The 23,502-nt window shown below is 45.3% G+C and carries 19 protein-coding genes and 1 pseudogene; 15 read left to right on the top strand and 5 right to left on the bottom strand.

What is annotated here, in order from left to right; translation table 11 throughout:
• Positions 1 to 8 precede the first annotated feature (8 nt).
• On the bottom strand, positions 9 to 1,121 hold the full coding sequence (locus EDI28_RS08985) for an NADH:flavin oxidoreductase (protein ID WP_128783499.1): 1,113 nt from the start codon (positions 1,119 to 1,121) through the stop codon (positions 9 to 11).
• A gap of 370 nt (positions 1,122 to 1,491) precedes the next feature.
• Here EDI28_RS08985 and EDI28_RS08990 point away from each other — a divergent pair, with 370 nt between their 5' ends.
• Entirely contained in the window at positions 1,492 to 2,154 is a 663-nt protein-coding gene (locus EDI28_RS08990; protein ID WP_128783500.1) for a CatA-like O-acetyltransferase, read from the top strand.
• 67 nt (positions 2,155 to 2,221) lie between these two features.
• On the opposite strand, the gene creD is transcribed toward EDI28_RS08990, so the two are convergent.
• The 3 genes from creD to EDI28_RS09005 form a co-directional block, all read right to left on the bottom strand.
• Positions 2,222 to 3,547: a cell envelope integrity protein CreD gene (creD, locus tag EDI28_RS08995; RefSeq protein ID WP_128783501.1), complete on the bottom strand. Its 1,326-nt coding sequence runs from the start codon at positions 3,545 to 3,547 to the stop codon at positions 2,222 to 2,224.
• A 77-nt stretch (positions 3,548 to 3,624) separates the two neighbouring features.
• The gene (gene creC, locus EDI28_RS09000) at positions 3,625 to 5,067 is read right to left on the bottom strand and encodes a two-component system sensor histidine kinase CreC (protein ID WP_128783502.1); all 1,443 of its coding nucleotides are present in this window, start codon (positions 5,065 to 5,067) and stop codon (positions 3,625 to 3,627) included.
• Positions 5,064 to 5,774, bottom strand: coding sequence for a response regulator (locus EDI28_RS09005; RefSeq protein ID WP_128783503.1), 711 nt, complete (start codon positions 5,772 to 5,774; stop codon positions 5,064 to 5,066). The genes creC and EDI28_RS09005 overlap by 4 nt, the downstream gene beginning before the upstream one ends.
• 319 nt (positions 5,775 to 6,093) lie before the next feature.
• Here EDI28_RS09005 and EDI28_RS09010 point away from each other — a divergent pair, with 319 nt between their 5' ends.
• The 14 genes from EDI28_RS09010 to EDI28_RS09080 all read left to right on the top strand — a co-directional run bounded on the left by EDI28_RS09010 (position 6,094) and on the right by EDI28_RS09080 (position 22,493).
• Complete coding sequence (locus EDI28_RS09010) at positions 6,094 to 7,347, top strand: SGNH/GDSL hydrolase family protein (protein WP_128783504.1); 1,254 nt, start codon at positions 6,094 to 6,096, stop codon at positions 7,345 to 7,347.
• 239 nt (positions 7,348 to 7,586) lie between these two features.
• Complete coding sequence (locus EDI28_RS09015) at positions 7,587 to 8,030, top strand: type III secretion system chaperone (RefSeq protein ID WP_128783505.1); 444 nt, start codon at positions 7,587 to 7,589, stop codon at positions 8,028 to 8,030.
• A gap of 9 nt (positions 8,031 to 8,039) precedes the next feature.
• Positions 8,040 to 9,473, top strand: coding sequence for a hypothetical protein (locus EDI28_RS09020; RefSeq protein ID WP_128783506.1), 1,434 nt, complete (start codon positions 8,040 to 8,042; stop codon positions 9,471 to 9,473).
• Positions 9,474 to 9,679: 206 nt separating this feature from the next.
• Positions 9,680 to 10,141: a hypothetical protein gene (locus EDI28_RS09025; RefSeq protein ID WP_128783507.1), complete on the top strand. Its 462-nt coding sequence runs from the start codon at positions 9,680 to 9,682 to the stop codon at positions 10,139 to 10,141.
• 119 nt (positions 10,142 to 10,260) lie between these two features.
• Positions 10,261 to 11,787, top strand: coding sequence for a type III secretion system outer membrane ring subunit SctC (sctC, locus tag EDI28_RS09030; RefSeq protein ID WP_164918515.1), 1,527 nt, complete (start codon positions 10,261 to 10,263; stop codon positions 11,785 to 11,787).
• A 5-nt stretch (positions 11,788 to 11,792) separates the two neighbouring features.
• Positions 11,793 to 12,986 carry a type III secretion system inner membrane ring subunit SctD gene (sctD, locus tag EDI28_RS09035; protein ID WP_128783509.1) on the top strand — a complete coding sequence of 398 codons (1,194 nt, stop codon included), beginning with the start codon at positions 11,793 to 11,795 and terminating at the stop codon, positions 12,984 to 12,986.
• The gene (locus tag EDI28_RS27880; protein WP_438942785.1) at positions 12,987 to 13,790 is read left to right on the top strand and encodes a hypothetical protein; all 804 of its coding nucleotides are present in this window, start codon (positions 12,987 to 12,989) and stop codon (positions 13,788 to 13,790) included.
• Positions 13,783 to 14,118 carry a type III secretion system inner rod subunit SctI gene (gene sctI, locus EDI28_RS09050; RefSeq protein ID WP_128783511.1) on the top strand — a complete coding sequence of 112 codons (336 nt, stop codon included), beginning with the start codon at positions 13,783 to 13,785 and terminating at the stop codon, positions 14,116 to 14,118. The genes EDI28_RS27880 and sctI overlap by 8 nt, the downstream gene beginning before the upstream one ends.
• A gap of 2 nt (positions 14,119 to 14,120) precedes the next feature.
• A complete protein-coding gene (sctJ, locus tag EDI28_RS09055; RefSeq protein WP_128783512.1) occupies positions 14,121 to 14,897 on the top strand; it encodes a type III secretion system inner membrane ring lipoprotein SctJ in 777 nt (258 codons plus the stop codon).
• A complete protein-coding gene (locus EDI28_RS09060; protein ID WP_128783513.1) occupies positions 14,878 to 15,756 on the top strand; it encodes a hypothetical protein in 879 nt (292 codons plus the stop codon). Before sctJ ends, EDI28_RS09060 begins: the two co-directional genes overlap by 20 nt.
• Positions 15,723 to 16,304: an HrpE/YscL family type III secretion apparatus protein gene (locus EDI28_RS09065; protein ID WP_128783514.1), complete on the top strand. Its 582-nt coding sequence runs from the start codon at positions 15,723 to 15,725 to the stop codon at positions 16,302 to 16,304. Before EDI28_RS09060 ends, EDI28_RS09065 begins: the two co-directional genes overlap by 34 nt.
• Positions 16,305 to 16,329: 25 nt before the next feature.
• On the top strand, positions 16,330 to 16,761 hold the full coding sequence (locus EDI28_RS09070; RefSeq protein ID WP_128783515.1) for a type III secretion system chaperone: 432 nt from the start codon (positions 16,330 to 16,332) through the stop codon (positions 16,759 to 16,761).
• Between the two features lie 12 nt (positions 16,762 to 16,773).
• A complete protein-coding gene (locus EDI28_RS09075) occupies positions 16,774 to 19,557 on the top strand; it encodes a hypothetical protein (RefSeq protein WP_128783516.1) in 2,784 nt (927 codons plus the stop codon).
• A gap of 362 nt (positions 19,558 to 19,919) precedes the next feature.
• Positions 19,920 to 22,493 (top strand): AAA family ATPase, encoded by a 2,574-nt coding sequence (locus EDI28_RS09080; protein ID WP_128783517.1) that lies wholly within the window; start codon positions 19,920 to 19,922, stop codon positions 22,491 to 22,493.
• 41 nt (positions 22,494 to 22,534) lie between these two features.
• Here EDI28_RS09080 and EDI28_RS09085 read toward each other — a convergent pair.
• A pseudogene (locus EDI28_RS09085) lies at positions 22,535 to 23,502 on the bottom strand (IS3 family transposase); the annotation flags it as partial.

Genomic DNA, 23,502 nt, shown 5'->3' on the forward strand with positions numbered 1-23,502 from the left:
CTCGCTACCTATAAGCTTGCGAGCTGAGATTTTCTTTTCTTATTTACAACACAGAAATTGCCACGTTTTGTGCGACATTTTGAGCACCTCTCACAATCAACTGGCGCTCTGTCGCCTTCTTTCCAGCGCCTAATTAAATGCGGTTCAGACAACAAAGGTCTTGAGAGGGCAAAGTATTGAATGTTGGTTTTATTCGCAATGTCTTCTATTGCATCAATGTCTGTCAATCCGCCGACGGTAATAACAGGAACATTGACCTCTTCACTAATAACGTGCCCATATTCATGGAAATAACCTTCTTGCTGAATGGTATAACCATCAAAACACTCGCCAATCATAGTATTGGCCTTACCATGGATATTGCCTGAGATGATGATTGCATCCACGCCAATTGCTTCTAGCTTTTTACAGACAATGCGTGTTTCATCAAAGGTCAAGCCACCCTCGAAAAACTCAGATGCCGTCAATTTGACTAATATCGGATACTCGTTACCGACCAGCTTTCGGATTTCAGCATAGATCTCTAATAACAATCTCATTCGATTATCTAGGCTGCCGCCATATTGATCTTCTCTTCGATTGTAATAAGGGCTTAAGAACTGATTGATTAGATAGGTATGTGCCGCGTGTATTTCGACCCCATCAAAGCCTGATTCTTGGGCTCTTCGGCTTGCTTGAGCAAATGCCTGAACGATGTAGTCTATTTCATCCTTGGTCATCGCTTTGCCCAATGTTTGTGTGCCTTTCTCGCACACTTCACTCGGCGCATAGATCACCCTTTCACCGACATTGTGAGTGGTTTTTGTACCACCGTAGGCAAGCTGCATGACGATTTTAGAGTCGTTGCGGTGAACCAACTCGGTGAGCTTTTTGTATTCACCGACAAAGGAATCATTGTACATTCCCATCATGCCGGCATTTGGCTTCTCTTCCTCTACAATATTGGCATAGCCCGTTACAATCAGACCGACTTCCCCTTTCGCGAGCTCTTCGTAGATGGCGTATAGCTTATCCGTCATATGGCCCTCTTCTGTCGCCATATTTTCCCACGTAGCACTTCGAATAAAGCGGTTTTTTAATGTCATGTTGCCAATACGGGTTTCTGCAAACAAGGTACTCAAGTCAAATCCTCTTAAATCGTTTGAACAGCCGTACTGACGCATGGCTGTTCTTTTTTTGTCCACTTTTGCTATGTGCAATCAGCAACGGCAAATATTATCGGTAATATAGATGACAATCCTTAATCTGGATTAAAGTCATGCCATATACATCATGTGAAAACTAGCTCTAAAAGCACGATTTCTGTTGCCCAATAGGGGTTAAGAAAGCTCATGGTTGTTGTTGATTATTATTTCTATTTTTTGTGCCAGAACGAATTTCTTTGAGAGGTGCTTGATATATTTAAAGTTTATGGATTTTCGTTTCCCATTTTTTCAATAAAACAATATCATCGTCACAATCATCATATGTATAGATTAAAAGTGAAATTCAATGGCATATAAAGTACTGGATACAAGCCAATGGTTACGCGCAGAGCATTTCAAGTTCTACCAAGGCTTTACCCATCCCTGGTATAACATCTGTTCAAACATCGATGTTACTGAGCTATACGATTATTGTAAGCAGCACGGACATCGTTTTTTCCATGCTTACCTTTACCTAACTCAACAAGCCCTTAACCAATGTGAGCCTATGGCATATCGTATTGTTGAGGAGGAAGTGCGCATCTATTCACCAATGTGTGTCAGCGTTGCCTTGCTTGCCAATGATGATACGGTAAGATTTTGCGAGCTCCCCTATGTGTCTATTTTCAAAGAATTTACCCAGAGCGCGACTGAAACCGAAGAAAGAATAAAAAACTCGTCGTTTATTGTGGAACAGTTTATTGGCAAAGAAATACGTCAAGATACTATTCATATGACAGTACTGCCTTGGATTGATTTCACCAGCATGACACACGCAAGAGACACCAAACGTCCGGACAGTATTCCTAAAATGGCGTTAGGAAAATTAACTCAAAATGGTGATCGCAGGAGAATGCCTTTTTCGATAGAAGTGCACCATGGGGTAATGGATGGTCTTCACGTCGGTCAATTTATCAATACCTTACAGGTATTATTCAATCAGCCATCGTTGTTAGATTTGAACAATTGAATGGGTAAGATTGAGGTTGAAGTGGAGGCTATCAGAGCCGCGAGTGCGGCTCTTTGATACCGTCTTGTCAGAGCGACTCATTGTCCTCGCTCTGCACAGGGTTACGCTCGTACCAATCCACATCTCTGGTAAGCACCATCACCAGGCCGAGTACCACAAAACAGAGTAGAGTTCCCATAAGCAGCGCATAGCTCTCTGCCTGTAACAGGCCAAATAGCAGACAGTAGAGGATTATTAAACAGCCGCCGAAGATGGTTCCATGTTTTGAGTTGCTGAGCATTCCGCCAACATAGATGCTAAGTAGTCCCGTAGAGGCTAGCGCTGAAACAAGATAAGCCCAGTTGAAACCAGTATGCTCACTCAGTGAAATCAGCAGAAGGTAAAACAAAGCCAGTGCTAATCCGACAAAGCCGTACTGGACTGGGTGAATGGGTCTTGCCTGAAATAGCTCCAGTAAAAAGAAGCTAGCAAATATCAAAGTGATCACAAGAAGAGAGTAATTCACGGCGCGGTGCGATTTGAGATAGTGATCGACCGGATCAACCAGACTGACTCCCATCTGTCGCCCATCTAATTGGTGGCACTGTGATTCGGACATGCACAGCTCAAATAGCTGACTGATGTTACTGGAGAAGTTGTTAGTCGCCCAATTTGCCTTAAATCCTGATTGGGTAATATCTGATGCGATAGGAAGATAATCACCTATAAAGCTTGGGTGTGGCCATGATGATAAAAGTTCAACTTTGGTGGATTTACCAATTGGAGTTACCTGAAGTTGGCCCATTCCCTGCAAAATAAAATTCAAGTCAAAGTTAAGAGGGTTGGTGACATCCAGTTGGCTGAGATCCAGTGTTTTGTGGAATCCCTGTGCCAGCTGTTTTAATCCAGTTCCTGGTTCAACAGCAATAGGTTGTTCATTTAACTTCAGGTCATCAATGCTGATTAATCCACGGCTATCGCTGACGGCAACAACCAAATTAATATCAACAATGGGGTGGGCTGCGAGATCTTCCAGCAATGAAAGGTCAAACTTACCCGTTAGCCGGGTATCTGCCTGATATAAACGTGCAGTATAAATTCCACGATATTTTTCAAAACTTTTAAGATCTGAGGTCAGGCTAAACTGTTCGGGTAAAATGAATGCCTGACGGTTTACCTCGTAGTCCCGATCGTCTCCCGAGACCGTCTCCTTGTATACGACGCTGAGAAAGGGGCCCATGATTCGTTGCTCGCCACTGCTGCTGCGGGCAATGTTATTGCGTACCTCGTCCTGCCGATAAGAGCGTTCTGAGATAAGGCCATCGATCATAGACATAGGAATCTGCAAAAGCAGAAAAAGAAAGAGTACAAAGCCAAACTTTATACCCAGTCCGTTATTTAGGAATTTTTTCATCACTACTCTCTTTTGGTTTGGGTTTTCATCATTTTAAAAAACCAACTTGGAGAGTGGATGGAGGCTATATGGAGTTTTTATGGAGTTCGCAAATAAAGAGTGACCTTAACACCATTTTCGACGTTATCTATTTTCAACTGCCCATCATGCAGCTGCATTATTTGTTCAACAAAGTTCAGTCCCAAACCGGTACTTTTTACTCCGTTTTCTCTCGGTAATGAGTAGAAACGTTCCGTTAGTCGCTCTAATGCGTAGTCTGGAATATGCGGTCCCTGATCAAATACTGAGATGGCAATCTGGCTATCTTCTGTATGAGCTTTCCAGCTTATTACACCGTTTTCAGATACAAAATCGAGCGCGTTATCCATCAGGTTAAAAAGGGCCTGCTGCAGAAGGAAGCGATTGCCAAGGATGTTAATACCTTCAACGGCATTTAATTCGCACTTCACATGCTTCATGCTCAACCTTGCAGCGGAAGATTCCACGATTGTTTCCAGTATCTCTTCTACAGAAAGTAACTCAACATGCTCAAGCTGTGGCATTTTCTCTAACCGAGCCAGTTCAAGGAGTTTATCGATCAGTCGCTGCATTCGTTCGCTTTCACGTTCTATGTTGCCGACAAAACGCTGTCTCTGCTCTTCCGGCAACGGCATCTGAAGAATTTCACTTGCCCCTTTTATTGCGGATATGGGACTTTTTAATTCATGGGTGAGAGTTTGTACATATTCTTCAACGTACTTTTTACCATCCAGTTGATTACGCATTTTCTCCAGTGCATCACTTAACGTGCCGTACTCATAAAATATACGGAAGGTCGGCTTAGCAACCTTTTCACCTCGCCCCATTTTTTCGGCATAGTCTTCTAGCTTGTTTAGGGCTGAATGGATCCGCCAGGCGATCAGAGCTCCTGCAATTAGGACTAACACTGTCATCAACATCATCCAGAACAGTACGTTGCGCTTGGACAAGTCGATAAAGGGCTGAACAGAACGATTGGCCTTGGCGACGGTGACGCTGCCAATGATTTCCCCTTCATGGTAAATAGGAGCCGCGACATGCATCACCGTAGAAAGTGGGTCATTTGGGTCAAGCGCGGTACTTCTCGCACCATATCGGCCACGTAAAGTGAGGTAGACATCGTTCCATTGGGAGTAGTCCTTACCTATATCCTGTTGCCAGGAATCTGCGACTACCATGCCATTTTTATCTGTAACGTAGATACGATGGTTAATGACTTTCTTACCATATTCCCAGAAACGGGATTCAGGCTCGCGGATACCATACGCCGTAAGTAGTTTAGCGAAGCGGCTTTGGCTTAAATCACCTTTTGTCATTTCTTCTTCTGCCAAAACAGCCAACAAATTGGCCATATCGACTAGTGTTTCTTCCGTCGTCTGTCGAACGGTAGGTTTCAGCTCCTGAATAACGGTTTTACTGACAAAATAGGCAGTCATGCCTACCAATATGAAGTAGAGAAAGAACAAACGTATCCCTAACGGAATTTTGGGCCAGCGACTCACTCGGAATCCTGCGCATTGTAGTAGTAGCCGAAACCACGTTTAGTTTTGATCCGTTCAGACATATTGACCTTTTTCAGTTTATTGCGAATCGCTTTTATATGAGAGTCAATATTCCGTTCATAACTGGCTTCCGGAGCCATATCTGCAGCAATCATTAATTGCTCACGGCTGAGGACATTCGCCGAAACCTGAATGAGTTTATCGAGAATTTTAAATTCCACCGCCGTGAATCCAAGCATCTGCCCATGAAAACCGTAGTCAAAGTTTTCAGGATACAAATCATCTTCAGAATGCTGGATTGGCCCCTTCTGTTGATTTGCTGGCGCTGATTCTGGAATCGGTCGAGATCTGATACGTAGTTTGATTCTGGCAAGCATTTCTCTTGGGCTGAATGGTTTAGTGACGTAATCATCCGCACCAATTTCCAGTCCGACGACTCGATCGATTTCATCGTTTCTGGCCGTCAGAAAAATAATGGGGATACCTGAAAACTCGCGAATTGTCTTACATAACTCGAAGCCATTGCCATCCGGCAAGCCTACATCTAATACCAGCAATGCAGGATCATTCGCTTTGAGATAATTGAGCCCCTCTCCAGCCGTTGCAAACCAGCTTACCTGATAGCCATCCATTTCCAGTACATGGATCAGGTTGTCAGCAATGGCTGGTTCATCTTCAATAATTAGAATATTCAAAACGTTACTCATTTATCTTCCGTTTGTAACGATTATACCTAAGTGGTTTCGAGATGCTCGCTCACTTTTCGAACTTCTACTTATGGGTCTGTTGTTATGAGTGATTTCTCTGGACGAACGTATTATTCGGCTGAGATCTATATACCGAATAGATATTTGTTGTGAGTATCATTCAAAAAATAGAATTATTCACGTGAATGATACCTGTTGCAGTGCTCTAATTTAGAGTAAAAGCACAACCTGCTTAATATATTATGCATTGTTTTGTATATATACCTCCGACCTTTCTTGGCGGGGAAATTCCATCACAACAAACTATAAGTAGATAATAATGAAAAAACACATTTTGCTACTCTCTATGCTACTGCCATTTGCATCTCAAGCGTCAGCTGATGTAAATATTACTCCTGAGGCAATTACGGCTGCACAAGTCAGCAGTGTTCAGGCTTCGGAAACCTACACATATGTTCGGTGTTGGTATCGCCCAGCAACTACCCATGATGATTCGGCGACTGAATGGGAATGGGCATTAAATAAAGATGGGGACTACTATACGATTCCTGGCTATTGGTATTCTTCTTCTTTCACTGCGTTGAAAAACATGTTCTATACCAGTGAGTCTCAGGACAATATCAAGCAACGCTGTGATGAAACCTTGGGTGTCACTCACGACACTGCAGATATCACATACTTTGCGTCCGATAGAAGTATTTCATATAACCATTCTATCTGGACTAACGATAATGTATTCCAACCATCTGCGATTAATAAAATGGTCGTGTTTGGTGACAGCCTGTCGGATACGGGCAATATGTTTAATGGTTCTCAGTGGATCTTTCCTAACAGCAACTCTTGGTTCCTCGGCCACTTCTCTAACGGGTTTGTCTGGACAGAATATCTAGCGAAAAACAAGAACATCCCGCTGTATAACTGGGCTGTAGGTGGTGCGGCAGGTACCAATCAGTACGTTGCCCTTACCGGGGTCTATGATCAGGTAACCTCTTATCTGACTTATATGAAGATGGCCAAAAACTATCGTCCGGAAAATACCTTGTTCACCCTAGAGTTTGGCTTGAACGACTTTATGAACTATGACCGTGAAGTGCCAGAGGTTAAAGCTGACTTTAGCGCTGCGATGATCCGCCTTACTGATGCTGGTGCGAAAAACATCCTATTATTTACTCTACCTGATGCAACCAAAGCGCCTCAGTTTAAGTATTCGACCCAGGAAGAAGTGCTGAAGGTTAGACAGAAGATCGTCGAGTTTAATAAATATATCCGCGAACAGGCTGAGTACTATAAAAACAAAGGTATTAACGCAGAATTGTATGATGCTTATTCCTTGTTTGAACAAATAACAAGTAACCCTAAGCAGCATGGCTTCCAAAATGCGTCAGATCCTTGTATGGATATCAACCGTAGCTCAGCTTTAGACTATCTATACAGCCATAGCCTAACAAACGAGTGTGCGTATTATGGTTCTGATTCTTTCGTATTCTGGGGTGTGACTCATCCGACAACAGCAACACATAAATATATTGCTGACAATATTATTGAAACGGTATTCAAGAACTTTACGTTTTAACTAAACCTCGCTTAATCGAAGAATAAACCTCAGCTCTCGTGCTGAGGTTTTTTTTATAAGTCCGAGCCCTCAAAAAAACCTCAAAAAGCTTAGTAGCAAAGTAAACCAACACCTTAAGTTGGCTTGGTATCACTGCTTGAAGAAAACTTATCAAGAATTCAGCAATATTTCCTGTTTTTATCCTTATTTGATTAGGTCGATTAATTACTCTAACGCCTTATTTTTATGGGAGGTGTTAGATGGAATTAAAACAATTAATGGCAGACTTTTGCCAGGACTACGGTATTGATCTGATTGAGCCTAACGAAGAGGGCATTGTTACTCTCGCGATTAATCAAGATAGTGTTCGTCTGCATTTGCAGGAGCACAAAGGCTATTTGGTTCTGTTTACTCAGATTGGCATATTGCCCGAGGACATCACGGTGAGTCAGCTCAAGCAAATCCTTGGGGCTAACTATTTTTGGTTGGGTACCAAAGGTTTTACGATCTCACTTTCGTCAGAAAACGACATGCTGATAGCTAGCCGCCAGGACGCGATGGAAGTTGTCCACTATGAAGGATTTGCGGCAATGATCGAAGCGGCTGTCGAAGTGGTCGAGCATTGGCGAAAGGTGATGGCCGACGGATTTAAATCAGTAGAAAGCCAAGCCCCGCAACCTGATGCCACAACCATGATGGTGTAGGAGACGACAATGAGCCCTGCACAAGTTGGAAATACCTCGTCACATGTCCCGCTGCAAGATTTCATGCAGTATGCCAAGAACTCAGATACCCGCTTGCTGGCCAAAGATGGCACGGTGGTTAAGGCCGATTCAAAAATTGACAGCATAACCAGCCTCGTATCAAGCAGTAAGGCTGAAGCCCTAAAGGATGAAAATATCACCACGGGCCGCGAGTTTAAGGCGGCGCTGCAACGGGAGCATTCTAAAGATGGTCTGGACGCTTTTAGTCCGCTGGAATACAACCTTCGCAAAGGTGATCCTATTACCCGTCGCAATGTCCAGGAAGTGAAGCAGGTGCTGCAGCAGCTGAAGATTGACCCGGACGCGTATAAATGCCTTTCAGAGTGCTTTAATACAGCGGGCAGGGATCCGCGAATGATTGCGTTGCTGGAGGATTATAAGCCGGGTTGTTTTGATGGCAAAGTGAAGCAGTTTGCCAAGGAGCACGTTGGCAAGCCTGCGACAGATGTCTGGAACGACACCAAAAAAGGAGATATCAGCGGGCCGGTTAAGACCGCAGCCAAGTACGTGCCGGTGATTGGTAATTTTGTCGGTATTGTCGATAAGTGTGTAACGGCCTCCAAAGAGTGCGACAAAGAGTTGTTTGCCGGGCGTATTGGGAAGCTGGCCGAAAAGCCAGAGACCCGTAATACCTTCGCCCACAACCTGACCGATGTTCTTTATGAAGGCCATGAGAAACAGGCGCGCAAGGCGATGTTCTCGACCGCAGTTGATTTTATCTTTATGCCGCTGGGGGCGTTTAATCTCGGCCCTGTCGGCAAGGTTGGCATTAAGCCTATCGTTAATGGTGCCGTTGATTCTGCCGTAACCAATACGGTCGGTAATTTTGCCGCCAAGCAAGCCTATTCGATTGGGGTGAAAGGTATAAAAGCCGCGGCAAACCATGTGATACCGGAAGCCGCAGCCAATGAAGACAGTGCCAAGCGGATGGAGATTGGTATTTTACCTCGGCTGGAAGCGAGCCATAACGGCAAGGATAAATCGTTCGAGCTTACCGATACCAGTACCGTTCGAGCTCTGCTTCGGTATCTTGGTCCGGCTGAAAATACCCATATGAGCAAAGACGATTTTGGTTTTGAGCCGAGTGACGAAGACAAGGAGCTGGAGCTGAATCGCATGGTATTGAAAACCATGCTGGGATCAGAGCCGTCCGAAGAGCTGGATTTTGATTCGAAATCCGGTCGTAAATCAGACAAAGCCTTGCTGTCATTGATGAACGATCAAGACGGTGTGCTAGGTCGAGTTATTGATGGCGTGAACACCGGCAAGGATCCGCATTTTGTTCGTGATGAACTGAACCAGCAATTTCAGGATGTGAAGAAAGATGGTGTTCCAAGTTATCTTCGCATGCTCTACCTATCAGAGGGGTGGATGCGTCCCTAACGGATCAAACGGAAGCTGTTCGTGACACAACAAATTCGTACTGTTAGGCGTTTCTTAACTTTGTAGCCCAAAGCGACCACAGGCATGGCCATTGGTCGCTTTTTTTATTCTCAAAACATGATTCCAACTTATTTGAGGTTTTTTTGAGGATTTATGACGTAGGCAGTGTTGCAATGATTTCTTGAATAATTGGGATGGGTTTATCAATGGCGACACTGGTATCGCAACTTGAAGCGTTTGTTGAAACATATGATATCGCAGCGCAGCACCTTGAGGGTATGGAGGTTCTATTAATCCAAAATACCTTGGTGCAGGTTGATGTCGGAGAAGGTGTTGCATCGGTAGCGTTTATGCTGTTGCCGGATGAAAGACAGCAGCCTGATAAGCTTTATCAACAGTTATGCGCAGTATTAAAAAAAATGGCTTGGGTGGCGCAGCATACTCAGGTCGAGTTGATGGTTGAACCGGATCACGCCAAGCTGACTTTGCTGCAACGCCTAACTAGCAACGGTGTGCAGACTTCTGATTTGGGGGAGGCATTCGATCTGGGCGGGAGATTAGAGCAGTTGTTGTGGGTTGTAGATGTTATGCGTGAACTGACTGTTTCGGAGCAACAGATGATGCCGCCAGTTACCTCAGTGGCAGCCAGCAGCATGGTGTTCGTTTGATGTTTGGGTGGGGATTGAAATGCTTGTCTGAGTCCAGGTCTAAATGGCAGCCTGAATGGTTGCAATTAACCTCAAAGAGGCCGAGCGTTTATTTCATCATTCTTTTTCTGTTGCTCTCCGTGGGGCTCTTATCTTCAACATCGGTTTGGTCACAGCCTTTACCACGCAGCGGTTATCAGCATATCGGACAGGACGAGCCGCTGGCTGATGTGCTGAAAGGGTTTTCAGCCAACTACAGATTATCAGCAGTTGTCAGCGAATGTATTAATGAAAAGTTTAATGGGCAGGTCGAGGCTCCCACTGCTGAGCTGTTTCTAAACCAGCTACAGGCGGCATTTGGGTTTATCTGGTTTCGCTACGGCAACACGCTTTATTTCAACTGCGGTAGTGAAATGCAGACTAAGGTGTTGACCTTGAAGCGTATGTCACCGGCTGCGCTGAAGCAGGCCATGGGGCAGGTTGGTTTGGATCTGGATCGTTTTGGTTGGCGTTCATTACAAGACAAGGGACTGTTGCTGGTGTCGGGGCCACCACGGTTTGTTGACATCGTAGAGCAGGTGGCTACCGGCTTGGACGAGCAGGCCAAGGTCAAGCAGGCGGAAGAACTGCAAACGTATGTCGTCCCTTTGTATTTTGCCTGGGCGGGTGATCGCCAGGTCGGGGATGGCAAGACAGTGCTGGGAGTTGCGACGACATTGCGAAAACTAATGGGGTACAACTCGCAGGACTCTATCGGTCGGATTGAGGCGGATGAGAGCCGAAATGCGCTCTTGCTGCGAGACACCCAGTCAAATATTGATCGTTATATTCGAATGATCCATGCAATGGACAGGGCTCTTAAGCAGGTTGAAATTGGTGTCACGATTATCGATATCAAAGAAGACGCTCTGGAAGAGTTCGGTATTGACTGGGGAGTCAATGGCTCGTCTGGCGGCCTGAGCTACCAAAATGGTGTCATTAACGGTGTACTGGGGGATGGACTGAATCTCTCCACCATAATCGGGGCCAATATTTCCGGTGTATTGTTCCGTCTCAAGGCTTTAGAGAGCCAGAGTAAAGCTCGGATGCTCTCGCGGCCTTCCCTGCTGACTCAAGAAAATACGGAAGCCGTGCTGGATAACAGCGAGACATTTTACGCCCGAGTGACATCAAAGGAAGACGCACAGTTGGTGCCATTGACCGCCGGGACAAGGCTCACTGTTACCCCTAGGGTTATCCCGGATAAGGCGGGTGACGTGGTCAAACTTGATATCCAGATCACGGATGGCAAAACCACGGATGAGCGCGTCGACAACCTGCCGACGATTAAGGGCAGCTTCATCAAGACGGAAGCGATGGTGAGAAAAGGCCAGAGCTTGCTGATCGGAGGGTATTTTGTGGATTCGGAGACAACAGGGACGGACAAAGTACCTGTTCTGGGCGATATACCGATGATAGGGGCGCTTTTTAGCCAAGAAAAAACAACTACCAGCCGAATGGTTCGCCTTTTCCTGATCCGACCAAAAGTGCTGGAGCCCGGTTTGAATAATTTGGCCGAGGCCCGGAAGCAATATCCTGAATTAAGACAAATAATGCCGGGAGTTGCCGAGGTCGAAGCGTTGGAGCAGGCCTTTGTCTCTGGTTCTTCACATCACTTATATAGGTAACGGGCATGACAAGGTGGAAATTAAAGGTGCTGTCCGGCAGCCATGCCGGGGCCGAGATGGCGACCGAGCAAAATAATATTGTTTTGGGTTCAGATAGTGCACGTGCCGATTGCGTTCTGTCTGATTGTGGTTTTGCTGCCGTTGTTTGTCAGCTGACCCTGACTGATACCGATCAGGTGATAAAAATCTTGGTTGATCAAGTCTGGTTTCTGAACGGTAAACGCCAGTCAGCCAGTATTGCCCGCATTAAGCCTTATCAGGTTATTCAGGTCGGGGGAGTGGCATTTGCCTTCGGGCCATCGGATGTTGTGTGGCCGGTGCTAACCGTACCTGTCGTAAGGCGGCGTCGTATCCCGTGGGCCGGAGTTGCCCTGTCAGGATTATTGGCGGTAGGCAGTCTGTCGGCATCGTTGGCGGTATCGACTAAGTATGCCAAAGCACGGCGTACAACGGCAGCTCAGCTATTGGAACAGCTGGACTATTCCTCCGTTAGCCTGCAGCCGCTCAATGATCGGCTGGTGCTGTCAGGCTATGTCGAAGATAGGGAAAGTTTGCAAGTGCTGAAAAACACTCTTGTCGAGTCTCGGCAACCGATTGAGTGGCGAGTTTATCGCATTGATAGCGTACAAAATGCCGTGATGACCTGGTTTGCCCAGCATGGTTTGGCTGGCTTGGATGTAACGGTTGATACCCAGGGTGTAGCCCACGTTAAGGGAGTACTGAAGGACGGCCTTGATCTCGCCAAAATCAGTAACAGCTTGCAAGACGATGTTCAGGGGCTTACTCGGACTGATTGGCAAACCGCTCGTATATCAGGCTTGATCGGCTGGCTTCAGCAAGCAATCCGACGTCAGGGTTTACCGGGGCTGATGGTAGCTGAATCCGATCAGCATATCTATTTGACGGGGAAGCTGGCAGAGAAGGAGAGACCGAAACTTACCGCGCTACTCAAGCGAGCGGCGTTGCAGTTTGGGCCTCAGGTTCCCGTGAAATATCAGGCTTTTTTATTGCCAGATAGCCCATTGCCATCTATTCGGGCGGTGAGTCTTAGCAGAACACCGTATGTCGTGATGTCCGACGGTCAAAAATATCTGACCAGCGCTGTTATCGGGGATGGTTATACGATTCGGAAAATTACCGATGAAGGGATCGCGATTGCCAAACAAGGCAAGCATTGGTGGTTACCGACAGGAGGTTAAATGTTTTCAGATATCACTTTACTAGAGCAGCACTTTTGTCAATTTGAACGGGCATTGGCATATGTAGAAACTCGGCTGCTCAAGCCAATGCTACCAGCACAGTTTGCTCAGATGATGCGTTGGCAGCAGGCATTAGAGTTGGCCGTCAGCCATATCCTCGATCAAGGAATAGCTAATAATATCAACGATAAAGGAAAGCTAAATTATGAATTTCGATACCATCAATCAGGGGCTCGGCAAGATAATGGAAGCGAAGGATACCGAGCTGACACGTTTTTCGACCGAGATGGATCCGGGAAAACCGGAAGATCTGATGAAGTTTCAGAAGATGGTCAGCGAGTGGTCGATGGTGATGGGGCTTCAAAGTGCCACGATAAAATCAGTGCGCGATGCTCTTCAGGGCATTATTCAAAAGATGTAATACAGGGTTTGGCAAATCTTGCGTTGTTTTTGGGCGGTCAGGCTCGACTCAGAGATGCCGAGATCTTACTGGCTCCGATACTGGAAAATCATTGCGACGACAGTGAGCTATCTTCGGCAGACAGTGAACAAAGACAATATCAACGCAAGGTTGCCACCATTATTCAGGCTATGTGTCTGTGTGAAGTCAAGGATATGCATCAGGCTCAGGTCGTGTTGGCCAAGGAAGGTGGCCCCGAAAATCAGGTGCTTATTGCGATGATCCAGCTGTTGGAAGGCGAGCGTTATCTGGCTGGCGAGACACTGGAAAAGGCTGTATTGCCAATGGCAGATCTGTTAATTCCCGTCAGCGAGCAATTGATCAGGGAGCTGAATCATGGTTGATCCTATTTCCCCGCTGCAATCATCGTTTGTATTACCGCAACAAAGTGTTTCCAGTGTGAACCTGGAACAACTGTTTACCCAACAGCTTGAGCAAAGTACTCAACCGATGGGCGATGCCATGGTTGAGGGAATTCAGACAATTCGAAATGATTTGGATGTTCAGGCCGAACAGATCCAGAGCCGCCTGAACGACAACCCGGAAATGTCCCTGCATGATTTGATTCAGGTCCAGATGGACTTGTCGCGTCTGGTTCTGGTTGAGGAAACGCTGGCCCGATCCGTCAGTAAATCGAGCCAGAATATTGATACCCTGTTAAAGAGCCAATAGTTATGTTTGCTGTTTCTCCCCTTGGCCCGCGATGGCACCGATGGTTGCTGGTCGCACTGGTTGTTTGCCTTCTGCAGGGTTGCAAAGACAACCTATATTCCAATCTTTCCGAACAAGATGCCAACCAGATGTTGGCGCTGCTGCTTAATCATGGGGTCGATGCCGAAAAGCAGGGATCGAGTAGCGACACAATTAGCCTGAAGGTCGAAAAGGCGCAGTTTGCCTACGCGGTTGAGCTGCTTAAGCAGAATGGTTATCCGCGCCAACAGTTTTCCACGGTGGAAGACTTGTTCCCGCAAGATGGTCTGGTGGCAACGCCAACTCAGGAAAAGGCACGTTTTGTTTATGCGCTGTCGCAGGCTTTGGCTGAAACCCTAAATCAGATCGATGGGGTTATTAGTGCAAGAGTACATTTGGTGGTGCCGGAAACCGTCAGGGGAGCAGTGTTGAAGCCCTCATCGGCTGCCGTGTTTATCAAACATGCGCAGAATACCGATGTCGGCCTGTTGATCCCGCAGATCAAGAGCCTGATCCAGAATAGTATCGAAGGGCTCAAGTACGACGACGTTCAGGTCGTGATGGTTGCCTCACAGGTCTCGGCACAGCTTTTGGCGCCTGTGGTTACAGAAAATCCACAGTCATCGCCAATGATTCTTTACGGTGTGATCGGATTGCTTGGCACCATGATGCTGGTACTTATTGGTGTCATGGTGTGGCAGAGAAGGCAACAAAAGCAGCGAGATTTGGAGGTGCTAGAGCGTGTTACTCAAAACCAGTGACACAGAGCAGCAGCTGGTATTAACGCATTGTTTGCGTTTGCATCAAGTGATCCATCCAACCCAGATAGCTGCAGTACTCGCTAAGCTCGGATTAGCCGATACTGGATTGCCTGCTTCAGAATTGCCTGGCTCCGGGTTGGTTAGTCCGGACTTAAATGGCAGGTCGTGGTGGACAGAAAATCTATCAGCGCCTCAGCAAGCCTGGTTGAACCAAGGATTGCTCGAACACTGTGGTTTAATGCCGTTGCTTTCCGAACTGGGCCAATTACAGTACTGGGCGTTATTGCCGTGGCAGATACTTGAAGAGGTGCTGACACTCTGGTGTGCTTGGTTTCATCTGGACTCGATTACCCGGATTATTTGCCGGAGTGACCTACAAGCAATCAGAGATAATCTAGGGGATGATTACGATTGGCTTATGGCGCATGGCCGGCTTCATCCTGCCAATCCCCATTCTACCGAATTTTCGACCCGCTCCCGTTCCTCGTTTTCATGGCTTTCCAAGCTGACCAAACGTTCTCGTTTCAAGTCTGTTAGTACTTTATCTTCAAGCATAGCTTCACATTCAACATCTGGTTCGTATCCAATCACAGCATTGAATTGGGAGCAGGAAAAAGAGCGTACACGAGTTTTGATTGTGGGAAAGCTAGCTCAGGATTGGCCCGAAAGCTGGCGGTTGCTGTTTCAATTGAAGTTTCCGGTTTGTTCGGAAAACGAATCTACACCGTCATCCCCATCTGCATTTTCATCACTGTCGATAAACACGGCAACTTTGAGTGTTCTTTCTCCAAGTTTAATGGTCTGTCTGCAAAGGAAATCCCCCGAATGGTACGAGTGGTTACAACAGATCCTGCCCTGATGCCGACAGGTGCGGGCAGCAAAATCATAACGGCATCAGAACTTGCTCAGCACCAACAGGCCGAAGAAATATTGGCGTCTGCGCATACGCAGGCTGAGGCGATGATTGTCTCCGCGCAGTCAAAGGCCGAAGAGATGCTCGAACTGGCAAAAAAGCAGGCCGAGGCCAGGCAGACCATAGTCGTTCTTGGTATCGAGCAGCAGCTGCGAGAGCGCTGGAAAGAGACTTTATCGACATTGGAATCCGAGTTGGCCGGCATAATCAAAGAGGGTTTGATAACAATGACCAGCCAGTACCCAGAAGCCAATCAAGTCAGGTCATTGGTCAAGCTCGCTTTGAGGGAAGAGCAAGACCGCCAGAACGTGATAGTTCGAGTACCGACTGAGCATCTCAGTGTGATTGCTCATGATTTTCCCGATATTCAGTGCGAGGGGGCTGACCATTTAGACAATGCGTGTGAAGTTGAAATTGGTGATCAGATGTTTGTTGCGTCTATGACACACGTCATCGAGCAGCTTGAGACGCGTCTTTCAACGGCCTCGCAATAGATGATAACAACAAGAAGAGGTAATTATGAACAAAGAAGCATGGCAAAAAGCGTTGGCCGAAGTGACGGGAAATCCTTTGGGGTTTGATGAGAATGATGTTGCATCAATTAGTCATCCTTCACTTTCGCTTATGGTCAATTTCTATTATCGCCCTGATGGGGTTGTGCTCTATAGCCAGGTAGGGCTTGTGAGCCACGATCAACAGCTGAGCGAATTACTGGCTGCCAATTGTATGTGGCAGCAGACAAACGGAGCGACTTTATCCTTGTTCGAAGGCAACCAAGTATTGCTTGCCTCTCTGTTCACGGCCGAACAAGCATTGCAATGGGCAAGCCAATACAACGAGTTCTTACAGGCCGCAGCGTTTTGGGCTGAAAAGCTGATTGCCCCCGATGAAACTGCGTCCGCGTTAGTTGAACTGACACCGTCTATAATCGCCAGCGCGAGTTTCGTTTGATAAGGAGTTCTTATGGTTAATTTCAATACATCAACAGTCGGGCAGGCACGTGCGCTTGATCAGACGCAAAATGTCCAGCAGCAACCTGCGTCGTCATCAACCTCACGAACTTTAGCACCTCCCGCGACACCATCCCCCTTATCTACCCAAAACATCCCTCAGCCTGCCGACCGGGCTAGTCGATTGTTTTCTGAATCACAACTTGCGCAGTTCCACCAACTTCCAGAATCCTCGCGTCATTTACTGCTCGAAACGCCTTTTCTCAAACAACAGCAAGAACCGCTAGGCAAACAAGCTTTTCATCAGGTGATGGCAGCAGCCGGCCAGCTAGAAACATACAAAGGCTCCGACGAGCGACTTCAGCTAACTGCGAATGCTCTGTTGGGGAAAACTTATACCGCGGGTGATCAGTCGGTAGTGGCTAAAGCTCTGGATCACCTTAGCACCCGCGCTCTGCCGACAGAGGCAAAAGCAAACCTCGTCAAGGCACAACAGGCGGTAAAGAATCTGGCAACCCAGACGGGTGCAAAAAGTCACAGTCAAGCATATGAGGCGTTGAGAGAACTTGCGGCATCGATGCCGAAAACTGATCCGCAGAGGCTTTCCGTTCGCCAGCTTGCCGAACAGGTGAGAAGCGGCGGGATGGAACAGCTGAGAAATGAGTTTAAGCAGAGTCTGCAACACCAGTTCCACCACCTGACAAAAGGAGGCGCAGAGCGTGCTGTTTCCTTAAAATTTGATATCGGTCCGGCGTTAGGGTTGTTTAACCTCAAGGCGGCGTCAGCGACCGTCGGGTTTGGCTATGACGTCAAGGTCACCGGTAGCGACGATACTCGGATCCGGGCATCGCACAAGGGAAGCTTGAGTGTCAATCTGGAAGCCGGTGGTGGTGATACCCCTATCAAAGTCGCGCTGACCGGCAGTTTGGGGCTGGGCAAGACACAGGCATTTGCCAACTTGGACAGTTTTATTGATTACCATGCCAATGACATGCTGGTTATGTTGGCTGGGGAAGGAGCCGGTAAGCTAAAGCATAACTTCAAGGGCATGATTCAGGCGCGCAGGGCAGATGCCCAGATGCGCAATGTGGTCAGCCACAACCAGCAATTGACCAAACAGCTAATCCAGCAGAATGTATTGGGACAGGGCGATAAGATCCAGGTTAAGCCTCGTCAGTCGGCGACGCCGATTACAGCGGTGGGTATGAGTATAGATGGCAGCTCCTCATTAGAGGCCGGTATTCACGCGTTGGCCAAAATAAAAGGATCGTTACAGGGCTCTGTTGTTCATACCACGTTTACCAAACATGCCAACTTGCTTGATACCTTGATGGCCGAGCCCGATCGCATTGAGAGTCGGCCCGGTAAGTTCTTCTCGGTATCGGTTCCCCTGAAAGATACGGCAGTGATGACGTTGTCTGATTTTCTCGGTGATCGTCAGACTAAACAAGGAGCAGATGGAAGACAGTGGATTCAGGATACAGGACATGAGCTGAAGAGACTGTCGACAAAACTAGGCGAGGAGCCATTCGGTCAGGATTTTGACGGTGAGATGTATCAGGACAAACTAGCGGCTAAGCGCAGTGAGCTGAAGGATGTCATTGTTGCCCTTAAGCTGGAATATGATTCATATCTGAATGTGGTGAACAGCTATGATGCAGCCCGAAATGGAGGAGGAAATAGTGCGATAAAACGCGATCTTGGCCATATCAAGCATGCTTTTGAAGGAAGCCGGGGAGCTGAAGGGCGCGGTGAGTATTTAAGAGCGGTAATGTGTACTCATGCCAAGTTGAATCAGGCTTATATGGCAAGTTTCAGAGAGGGGGAAGTACCGCATCTTAATCCTCAGGAAGCACCGTTTAGCCAGTTTTTGAAAAGTGTGGAAGATGATTTTAGGACACCTCAGTTAAACCTCGAACAGCAAAAACATATTGATAAGTCTCTTACGCTGACATCGGGTGCCATGAGTACCAATACCCAGATAATGGGAACCGTTTCCGCGTCAGTTCAGGTGCCTGTTTTGGGAGAAAAAACCGTTGATCTCGGGGTGAAATACAACAAGATCGACGGTGATATCAATCCTGATAACGACGGCGAATATATCAATGTGTCATTAAAGCTTGATATCCCTACGGTTAAGGATAAAAGCTCTGCGATTAAGGGGTTACTCAAAGAAGGGGTTGGTCGTTTTTTGAGTGAAAATAAACTGGAGCTGAGTGAAATTGACGGTCTGGATGACTTGGCATTAAGTGGTTCACTCAGTGCTAGTACTCAGTTTGAAGGCAACTTTGTCAAAGGGGAAGACAGCAAATATCACCTGCAGTATATCCGTGCGACAGAGTCGACGTCGATCGGCGGAAATGCATCGGCCACGGCCGGAGCGGTTAAGGTGGGCGCTGGTATCACTCACAGCAGCAACAATCACCTCGCCGAGTGGATCAGTGACAACACACTGACTTATCTGCAAACAAAGTTCAATGGTTGGCAAAACGGCCAGCAGCCTGCACTGTGGGATCAATATGCATCTCACCATGAAACAGGCATCGGTAAAGCCTTCGATAAACTGACAGAGAGTGACTCGAATATTGCCAAAGAGCTGGATAAGCGAGCGGGTGATATACCAAACGGACAGCACCTGAAGGAAGCGCTGTTAGAGAAAGCCGGACAATGGAAGGCTGAACATAGTAAGGAAAATTTCCAGCAGGCGATGGGCGCCCTGAATGACTATTTCGAATCGCAGTACCTGACCTATAAAAGCGAAAGTGCTGAACGGCTGACGCCTAGATATAACGATTAGTTTTAGTGATTTGGTTATTGAATTAGCCTGGAATCAACCTGTCAGTTTCGACTAGAGCTGACAGGTTGTTGTGACAGGTTGTGCAAACTTGTTTTTGCCCCATTACTACTTAGAGTTAAGGTTCATTCATATCCTGTTAATGAGATTTTCCCTACCAAAAGTTATTCGAATAATTGGTTAAACTGCTACTTCTCACTTTCTAAAATTTCATACGCTTAAACTGTGTCCCCCGTTCTATCACGAGGGCAAATCGCCTGATTCCATATTATTCTCTGACCCAAGCTATTGAAATGTAACACACATCAACTATTTATAACCGCGGAGGTGTATAGTTACGCTCATATGCATTAAGGGGTATAGTGATGTCTGAGACAAAAAACGAATATTTGAATTTTCTAGAATCGAGTCTATGCAGCTTTTCCACAAAAGAGAAAGAAATCGCGAATCTAATATTTACCAATTTCGATACAGTTTCAAGTAAAGGTGTCGCTGCTGGCTCCAGAGGGAAATACATATCAAGTTTGATATTAAATACGCCAATGGTGCCTTTTACATCACTTCGTAAAGAAACCTCGAAAAATAGGAAAAAAATAACTCGTCTTAATAAGCTTTCCATTAAAGGATTTCGTGGTTTTACTGAGTGTAAATATTTTGACTTAAGTAAACAATATAGTTTTATTTATGGCCCAAATGGTACCGGCAAGTCTAGTATCTGTGAAGCGTTAGAATACAAGTTAACTGGAAAGATACATGAAGCAAAATCAAAGCGATTTGACGACAGTGTATATACGAGAAATATAAAGGAACTCAATACAAACGTTAGTCTTTTAGTTGAATACTCTGATGGTTCTGTATCCGAATCAATAGCATCGCCTGAAAACGAATTCATGTTTATTGAAAGAAACAGAATCGAAGGTTTTGCACGTGTATCTTCATATACCAATAGTGAAAAGCAGTCTCGACTATCTCTACTATTCGGACTTGACGAATTTAACAAATTTTGCACAGGCTTTAGTACATCTATTAAGAACTCTTTAGTCATTAATCCGGTAAAAAACCAAGAGCTGGTTATTGAAAGGAAAAAGGTCGATTCCTCAAAAGCAATAATAAAGAACAGTAAAGAACAAATTAAGGGGTTTGAGTTAAGAAAAAACAAACTAATGGCAAAGTATCCAAAATTGAGTTTAGTCTCTGATGTCATTCAACAACTAAAACCCGACTCGGACTTTATGGCTAATCTGAATAGCAAACTATCCAAATATAAAAAGGTAATCATAAGAGATCTGAGCCCACTAAATGGGTTAATAGTGAATGGAAATCAACTTAGTATTAAGCATAGTCAATGTATATTGTTGGAAAAAGAGCTTAGCCAATCTGTTAATGAAATAAATTTTCTTGATTTATACAAAGCGATATCGGCTTTGAAACAGGGAGCAACTTGTTGCCCCTCTTGTGATACTCCTTTAGATAAGGTAACTAAGAATCCATTCGATAAAGCAAAGACTAAACTTATAGAGCTAGAAAACATAGCAAGAAAACAAGCTGACTTTAAGAAAATGAAGTTGGCTATCGAAAACGACATATTGATATTTGCAAGCAAATTACAGAAATACGAAATAGAAACCGATTTGAATTACAATAATTTCCTAACTACAATTGGTAATGTAGACACTAAGTTAAAAGTTACTTTATCTAAATACGAAAAGGAGAATAAAGAAAACACTCCTTTAATAAAAGAGATTGAAGAACTTAATAATCTAATAAGAAAATACGGTTTGGATTATACTGAAGCAACAACTATAAATGAACTTTACCAAGAGTCAAATAGAGTTATAAAACAAGAAAAAAACAAGATAGATACTTTTGATGAACGAAACAAAACTCTAATATTGGAGGCTTCGGATGAATCTAAAAGAATAGACTTGATTGGACATTATGCAATAGCTTATGAAAAGCTTATTAGCAAGTTGCGGAACTATTCAAATAATTTACCGGGCATTATCGCTGGCGAGTTATCGAATACATCAATGGAAATATATAACAACATAAACAAACATCCGTACCCCCATGAAACTTTGATTGACCTCAGATTACCGAAAAACCCTTCCGAAAATATAATGGTACAGTTTATAGATGGTCAGAATGAAAACGCACTTAGAGTGTTAAGTGAAGGGCACTTAAGATGTTTAGGTTTATCTATATTGTTGGCCAAGTCGATAAAAGACGAACAGAGTATATTTATTTTTGATGATGTAGTTAACGCTATTGATGACGAACATAGAACTGGGGTTATCAATGAGATCTTCGAGACGAACAAATACAAAGAAAAACAAATAATAGTTACCACTCACGGCGAGGATTTTGTAAAGCGTTTAGAAAATCAACTTCCAAACAAGAATTTATCCAAGGTACTCAAGCGTTATGATCTAGTGAGAAATAAAAATGGGAGAGATATTGTTATCTCAGAAGACCAAAACAGACAGTATTTGGAGAAAGCGCAACATAGTTTAGATGTAGGTAAAACTAAAGATGGTTTAATGGAATGTAGGAGAGCTCTTGAGGATCTTACTGACCGATTGTGGCGCAAACTTAGTAACGAAGGATTCAGTTCGTCAGTTTCAGTTAAGCTATTTGCTCCAGGTCGAAGTCCAGATTTGTATTCCTTAGTCGATGGTCTAATTGCATTGCTTAATACCATAGAAAAGAAACCTGGTGTTCTATCGTTTGTACCTTCTAAGAGCGCACTAGAAGCCATAAAAGACAAAAGTAAGAAGCATCAAGTTAATTGGACTCTGCTGAATAAAGGCACTCATGAGGAAAATCGTGATGAGGAATTCGACGAAAATTTAGCGTACGAATTGCTGAGACTATTATTACAATTAGATGAGTCAATTAAAAGTTATGTACGACCTAAGGAGCTAAATGCTCTTAGTTAACTAGTTCTTAGATTGATCACTAATAGGGCTAACTGAAGTGGTCAAGTAAAACTGGCCACGGTTTTATGGGCGAGCCAGAATCGGTGCTCTGACTCATTCGGTGTCAGCCCGCCATTGTATTGATGTGGCCTGATTTGGCTGTAGTATCCGGTAATGTAATTGATTATCGAGGCCTTGCCCTCAATAAAGTTTCTGAAACCCGTAGCAGGAACCCATTCGGACTTTAAACTTCTAAAAAATCGCTCCATTGGGCTATTATCCCAGCAGTTTCCACGACGGCTTAAGCTTTGTTTAATTTGGTATCGCCATAACAGTTGCCTAAAGTAGCGGCTTGTATAGTGGCAACCCTGATCAGAATGAAACAATACGCCTTTGGGTTTTCCTCGTGATTCAAATGCCATTGTAAGCGCCTTGCCTGTCAACGTTGAGTCAGGAGCAAATGACATTGCCCAGCCGATTGGCTTTCGTGCGAACAAGTCGATGACGACTGCTAAATATGCCCATCGACTACCAACCCAAACGTAGGTAACGTCACCGCACCAAACTTGATTTGGCTCGGTAACGGCAAATTGTCTATCCAATTTATTCGGAATTTCAATATGCTCTTTTGTTGCCTTCTTGTAGGAATGAACAGGGAGCTGACAGCTAACTAACCCTAGTTCTTTCATAAGCTTAGTCGCACGATAGCGACTAAGCTTAAATCCTCGGTTCGATACAATATCGGCGATAGTTCTAGCTCCCGCAGAGCCTTTACTGACGCCGTGTGCAGCACGAACTTCACTAAGCAACGTCACATGATTGACTGAGACATCATCTGGCCGTGCTCGCCAATATTTATAACTACTTCGATGAATATCGAATACCTGGCAAATCCGCTTGATAGAGTGGCTCTGCTTGAGCTTATCGACTAACGAGAATTTCTCATCGAGTCTGACATCAAGAGAGCAGTAGCCTTTTTTAGGATTTCTTTTTCCTCTTCAATACGGGCTATTTTCTTTTCAAGCTCACG

Origin of the sequence: Photobacterium chitinilyticum, assembly GCF_004104355.1 — a bacterium.
Classification (GTDB): domain Bacteria; phylum Pseudomonadota; class Gammaproteobacteria; order Enterobacterales; family Vibrionaceae; genus Photobacterium; species Photobacterium chitinilyticum.